Annotated in this window: 6 protein-coding genes; 4 read left to right on the top strand and 2 right to left on the bottom strand. The window is 72.7% G+C overall.

Going from position 1 to position 5,669, the window contains the following annotated elements; translation table 11 throughout:
- Positions 1 to 50: 50 nt before the first annotated feature.
- Both ACFV0Q_RS37470 and ACFV0Q_RS37475 read right to left on the bottom strand, forming a co-directional pair.
- Positions 51 to 332: an Lrp/AsnC family transcriptional regulator gene (locus ACFV0Q_RS37470; RefSeq protein WP_008738815.1), complete on the bottom strand. Its 282-nt coding sequence runs from the start codon at positions 330 to 332 to the stop codon at positions 51 to 53.
- Positions 329 to 1,051, bottom strand: coding sequence for a rhomboid family intramembrane serine protease (locus tag ACFV0Q_RS37475; RefSeq protein WP_385011955.1), 723 nt, complete (start codon positions 1,049 to 1,051; stop codon positions 329 to 331). Before ACFV0Q_RS37475 ends, ACFV0Q_RS37470 begins: the two co-directional genes overlap by 4 nt.
- Positions 1,052 to 1,175: 124 nt before the next feature.
- On the opposite strand from ACFV0Q_RS37475, the gene ACFV0Q_RS37480 reads away from it, so the two are divergent.
- The 4 genes from ACFV0Q_RS37480 (at position 1,176) to ACFV0Q_RS37495 (ending at position 5,443) form a co-directional block, all read left to right on the top strand.
- Positions 1,176 to 1,415: a hypothetical protein gene (locus tag ACFV0Q_RS37480; RefSeq protein ID WP_249771655.1), complete on the top strand. Its 240-nt coding sequence runs from the start codon at positions 1,176 to 1,178 to the stop codon at positions 1,413 to 1,415.
- 39 nt (positions 1,416 to 1,454) lie between these two features.
- Positions 1,455 to 2,819: an NYN domain-containing protein gene (locus ACFV0Q_RS37485; protein ID WP_385011961.1), complete on the top strand. Its 1,365-nt coding sequence runs from the start codon at positions 1,455 to 1,457 to the stop codon at positions 2,817 to 2,819.
- A gap of 286 nt (positions 2,820 to 3,105) precedes the next feature.
- Positions 3,106 to 4,146, top strand: a complete 1,041-nt coding sequence (locus ACFV0Q_RS37490) for an NlpC/P60 family protein (protein WP_385011958.1) — start codon at positions 3,106 to 3,108, stop codon at positions 4,144 to 4,146.
- 244 nt (positions 4,147 to 4,390) lie between these two features.
- Positions 4,391 to 5,443 (top strand): NlpC/P60 family protein, encoded by a 1,053-nt coding sequence (locus ACFV0Q_RS37495; RefSeq protein ID WP_385011959.1) that lies wholly within the window; start codon positions 4,391 to 4,393, stop codon positions 5,441 to 5,443.
- The last annotated feature ends 226 nt before the right edge of the window (positions 5,444 to 5,669 follow it).

Consider the following 5,669-nt stretch of genomic DNA (forward strand, 5'->3'; position numbering starts at 1 on the left):
CTTCCAGCCCCGCCGGCGATTGAGTGACCCGTACCGGCCCGGAGAGAGGGCTACGCGTCGAGGCCGATGGCGAAGGCGGCTTCCAGGTCGTGCTGGGAGTACGTACGGAACGCCACGTGCGTGTCCGTGGCCTCGACGCCCGGGATCTTGCTGATGCGGCCGGGGATGATGTCGGCCAGGTTCTCGTGGCGGGCGACGCGGACCAGCGCGATCAGGTCGTACGTGCCGGTGACGGAGTAGACCTCGCTGACGCTGTCCAGCGCGGCGATGGACTCGGCGATCTCGGGGATGCGGTCCACGCTGGTCTTGATGAGCACGATCGCGGTGATCACGGTTGGCTGTCTCCCTCGCCGGCAGTCGCTGTCCGCCTCACTCTAGTCGTACGCCGATATCGCGCCCACGCGTAGAGGAACCCCACCGAGAAGCCCACCACGTGGGCCAGGTACGCCACTCCCGGCCCGCTCTCCGCGCGCTGCGCCGCCAGCCACTGCAGGGCGAACCAGAACATCAGCACGATCCAGGCCGGGAAGCGCAGCGGCAGGAAGAGCAGGAACGGGAACAGGCTCGTCACCCGGGCCCTGGGGAAGAGGCAGAGGAAGGCCCCGAGGACCGCCGAGATGGCCCCGGAGGCGCCCACCAGGGTCTGGTCCGAGGAGGCGTTGGCCGCCGCGTACGCCGCCAGCGCGAGGTACCCCGTACACACGTAGAAGACCAGGAAGGGCGCCCGGCCCATCCGTTCCTCCGTCATCGCGCCGAAGACGTGCAGGAAGAGCATGTTGCCGAGCAGGTGCAGCCAGCTGCCGTGGACGAACAGCGCGGTCAGCGGGGTCAGCAGCGGGCGTCCGGCCCCCGAGAACAGCTCGTCGGGGACCACTCCCCAGTGCCGGAAGTACTCCGTCCCGTTGGCCAGCAGCCGTTCGCCCGTGCCGTAGGACGGATTCAGGCCGGAGGCCGGGCCGAACAGGAAGGCCAGGCAGCAGCCGGCGATCAGCGCGTACGTGACCACCGGGCCCCGGGCGGCTTCGCGTAAGGTCCGCCACTTTACGATCATGAGACAGAGCATGACGCAGGTGGACCCGCCCGAGGGTGGTGCCAGGCCGTAGGGTTACGTGCGCGCTCCGTGGAGCGCCGCGGAACGCTTTAATTGAATGAGCTACGAAGGAGAGAGCGGCCTGATGACGGTTCCCCTGCCGACGGACACCACCCGGTGGCGCTGCACGCTGTGCGGCAACCTCACGCGGTTCGACGTCACCCGTTCGTCGAAGGTCGTGGAGTACGTCCACCTGGACCTCGCCGGGGAGCCCAAGGTCGAGGAGCGCGAGGTGGTCAGTGAGACCATCGAGTCGGTCCGCTGCCGCTGGTGCAACGCTGTGGACCAGATCGAGCTCGTGGACAGGCCGGGCGCGGACTCCTGAGGGAGCCGGGCCCACAGTAGATCACGGTAGGGGTGACGGATTGTGGAGCCAGCAAGCGGCGCTGAGCCGGCCGACGCGGCCGGCGACGCCGCCGAGGTGCTCGACCGCCCGCTGCCGGAAGGCGTGCGGCGCCGGGTCGTCGCGCTCGTCTCGGACGCCTTCGGCGGACTGACGGTCGCGGACCTCCCGGCGCAGCTGCGCCAGTACGCCCGTTTCACCCCGACCCGGCGCGCCAAGTTCGCCGGCAACGCCATGGCCGCCGCCGTGGAGACGGACGGCGCCTTCCGCAGCCGGATCGCCGAGAAGCTGCGCGAGGCGCAGCCGGAGCTGGCCGGGGCGCTGGACGCCTGTGCCCCGCCCGCCGCCGCGGACCCGCTGGACGTGGCGGCCGCCGCGTACGTGCTGCGCCCGGCCGGCTGGGTCAAGCTGGTGGCCGCCGCGGGCGAGGAGGCGCAGCGCGCCGACGCCGAGCGGGTCGGCGACGAGACCCGCCGCGAACTGGATCGGCTGCGCGAGGAACTGGCCCAGGCGCGGGAGCACCAGCGCGCCGGGGGCGACCAGGTGCGGGCCGACCTGGAGTTCGCCCGCAAGGAAGCGGAATCGCTTCAGCGCAAGCTGCGCAGTGCCCTCAGCGACGTCAAGCGGGGCGAGGCGGCCCTGCGCAAGGTCAATGCGGAGATCGACGGGTTCCGCGCCGAGGCGGCCGCGCAGGTGGCCGCCGCCGAGAGCGAGACCCGGCGGCTCAAGTCCCGGCTGGCGGAGGTGGAGTCGGCGCTGGAGACCTCGCGCCGGGCCACCCGCGAGGGGCGCAGCATCGAGGACATGCGGCTGCGCCTGCTGCTGGACACGGTGCTGGACGCGGCGGCGGGCCTGCGCCGCGAGCTGGCGCTGCCTCCGGTGTCGACGCGGCCCGCCGACACGGTGGAGGCCGTCGAGCCGGGCCGGATGACCCCGAAGGACATCGCGGCGCGGGCGCTGTCGGAGACCGATCCGGCGTTGCTGGACCAGCTGTTGGCGCTGCCCCAGGCGCATCTGGTGGTCGACGGCTACAACGTGACCAAGACCGGCTATCCGACGATGCCGCTGGAGAAGCAGCGGCTGCGGCTGCTGGGCGGGCTGTCGATGCTGGCCGCGCAGACGGGCGCCGAGATGACCTGTGTCTTCGACGGGGCGGAGCTGGCGGCGCCGGTCCTGCTCGCGCCGCCGCGCGGGGTGCGGGTGCTGTTCTCCAAGGCCGGGGTGACGGCGGACGAGCTGATCCGCCAGCTGGTGCGCGCCGAGCCGCCCGGCCGTCCGGTGGTCGTGGTCTCCACGGACCGCGAGGTGGCCGACGGGGTGGCGAAGGCGGGGGCCCGGCCGGTGACGTCCGCGCTGCTGCTGAAGCGGCTGTCGAGGGTTTCGTAGCAGACGGGGCTTTTGGCGGCTTTCGTAACTGCTGCGCGCAATGCCGGATTTGGCGGGTGCCGCAGGAGACGTACCGTCAACTCGTCGGCACACAGCGTGCGCCGCGGGTAAAAAGGCCGCTCGGGAAGCGGAATTTTTCTCGCGGGGATTTGAACTGATCACAGGCGGGTCACTAGGGTCTGTTCAAACCTTCGTGCGGTAGATCGCCCATTCGGGGTGTCTGCGGAGGCGCGCTGCCGAGTGTGCGACCGTCTTCGGCGGCTCCAGGAAGAAGGAGCTCGCGTTCGTGGCGTCCCACCGTCGACCCAAGCCGCCGACCCGCACCCGCGTGAGCGTGCTCACCGCCCTCGCCACCGCGGCCGTCGCCCTCTCCTCCCAGTCGGCCATGGCCGCCCCGGACAAGCCGAACAAGGACGAGGTCAAGACCAAGGTCGACGCCCTCTACGAGGAGTCCGAGCAGGCCGGCGAGAAGTCCAACGAGGCCAAGGACCGCCAGAGCAAGCTCGAAAAGGAGATCGGGCAGCTCCAGGACCAGGTCGCGCGCGGCCAGGACGAGCTCAACGCCCTGCGCAACACCCTCGGTTCGATGGCCACCGCCCAGTACCGCGGCGGCGGCCTCGACCAGTCCGTGGAACTGCTCCTGTCCGCCGATCCGCAGACCTACCTCGACAAGGCCTCCACGCTGCAGCAGTTGAGCGGCAAGCAGGTCGAGGCGATATCGAAGATCCAGGCCAAGCAGCGCACCCTCGCGCAGCAGCGCCAGGAGGCCACCGGCAAGCTCGCCGACCTCGAGGCCGTCCGCAAGGAGCTGGCCGAGAAGAAGGCGGCCGCCCAGGCCAAGCTCACCGAGGCCCAGGCCCTGCTCAACTCGCTGACCGCGGAGGAGCGCGGCCAGCTGAAGAGCGAGGCGGCCAAGGAGGGCGCGGACGCCGCGAAGGCCGCGGGCGGGAGCGCCAAGCCCGGTGCGGTGAAGGGCTCGGGGCGGGCCGCGGCCGCCCTCGCCGCCGCGGTGACCCAGGAGGGCAAGGGCTACAACATGGGCTCCACCGGCATGGCGTACTGGGACTGCTCCAGCCTGGCGCAGTGGGCCTACGGACAGGCCGGCGTCCAGATCAGCCGCACCACCTACACGCAGGTCAACGACGGCACGCGCATCGGCATGAGCGAGCTCCAGCCCGGAGACCTGGTCTTCTTCTACGACGACCTGCACCACGTCGGCCTCTACGCGGGCAACGGCCAGGTCTTCCACGCCGCCAACCCCAGGAGCGGCGTCAAGTACGAGGCCATGCGGAACATGCCCTTCCAGTTCGGCGTCCGCGTCGGCTGACCCCACGCCTCCCCGGCCCAGGGGGCGCGCCGCACACCGCCCATCCGGGCGAATTGCGCGGCCCCGCTGTGACCTCACGCCCCACCGGTGACCTGCGTCTCCGGTGGGGCGTCACTGTGCGCGCCCTCCGGCGGTCGTTGGCCGGTGCGTGGTGGCGCCGCTACTGTCTGCCAGCGCGGAACCGGCACACGGCCGTCCACGGGGGGCGGACCCGGTCCCGCGCAGCGGAAGGGAGCGGTTCCACGTGGCGTCCCATCGCCGGTCCGGGCTCAGCGGCCTCGACCGGAACACCAAGGTCACCGTCTTGACCGCCGCCGCGGCCACCGCCGCCGTGGCCCTGACGGGCGCACCCGCCCAGGCGGCCCCAGGGCTCCCGCACGACCCCTCCACCGGTTCCCGCGCCCAGGTCGACCGGCTCTTCGAAGAGGCCGAGCAGGCCACCGAGCGGTTCAACGAGGCGGACGAGAAGGCCGGCAAGCTGAGGGCCGAGATCAGCCGGGCCCAGGACGCGGTCGCCCGCGGCCAGGACCGCATCAACACCATGCGCGGGGTCCTCGGCGCCTTCGCCGGAGCCCAGTACCGCTCCGGCGGCCTCGACCCGACCGTCGAGCTGATGCTGTCCGACGATCCGGGGGACTACCTCGACAAGTCCGCCGTCCTGAACCGGCTCAGCGGCCGCCAGGCCCAGCAGCTGGGCGAACTGCGCGAGGAGCAGCGCCGGATCGGCCAGCAGCGCCAGGAGGCCTCCCGCAAGCTCTCCGAACTGGAGGCCCTCCGTACGGAGGTGGCCACCCAGAAGCGGTCCGTCACGGCGAAGCTCGCCGCCGCCCGGCAGCTGCTCAACGCGATGCCCTCCGGGGAGCGGGCCGACTTCGAGCGGGCCTCGCGCTCGGGCGGCCGCGCCGACGTGCTGCCGGAGCCGTCCTTCGCCGGGGGCGCGGGCCATGCCTCGGGGCGGGCGATGACCGCCGTGATGGCGGCCCGGGCGGCGGTCGGGCGGCCGTACGTGTGGGGTTCCACCGGCCCCTCCGGCTTCGACTGCTCCGGGCTGATGGTGTGGTCGTACCGGCAGGCCGGGGTCTCGCTGCCGCGCACCTCGCAGGCGCAGCGGTACGCGGGCCGGCAGGTGCCGCTCTCGCAGGCCCAGCCCGGGGACCTGGTGACGTACCGCTCGGACGCCAGCCACGTCGGCATGTACGTGGGCAACGGGCAGGTGGTGCACGCCCCCTACCCGGGGGCGCGGGTGCGCTACGACCCCGTCGGGATGATGCCGGTCTCCTCGGTGACCCGCCCCTGAGCCTGGCCGTGCGTACGATCGGCTGATGATTCCGGTCCGCCGAGCCCTCCGCGCGCTGCCGCTCCTGCTGTGTCTTCTGCTGGGCCTGCTGCCGTGCGGGGCGCTGGCCGGGTGCGCGCGGCCGGACGTGGGCGGCCCCGCGGGCCCCCGGCGGCCGGGGGGCCGCGCCCCCCGGGGGCGCCCCCCCCCCCCGCCGCGCCCCCGGAGCCCCCAGGAGGGGGGGTGG

The organism is Streptomyces sp. NPDC059564 (assembly GCF_042735575.1).
In the GTDB taxonomy this organism is placed as follows: Bacteria; Actinomycetota; Actinomycetes; order Streptomycetales; family Streptomycetaceae; genus Streptomyces.

Bases quoted from the DNA above. Each gene is read 5' to 3' on its own strand.
- ACFV0Q_RS37475 (WP_385011955.1), bottom strand. From the start codon at position 1,051: ATGATCGTAAAGTGGCGGACCTTACGCGAAGCCGCCCGGGGCCCGGTG.
- ACFV0Q_RS37480 (WP_249771655.1), top strand. From the start codon at position 1,176: ATGACGGTTCCCCTGCCGACGGACACCACCCGGTGGCGCTGCACGCTG.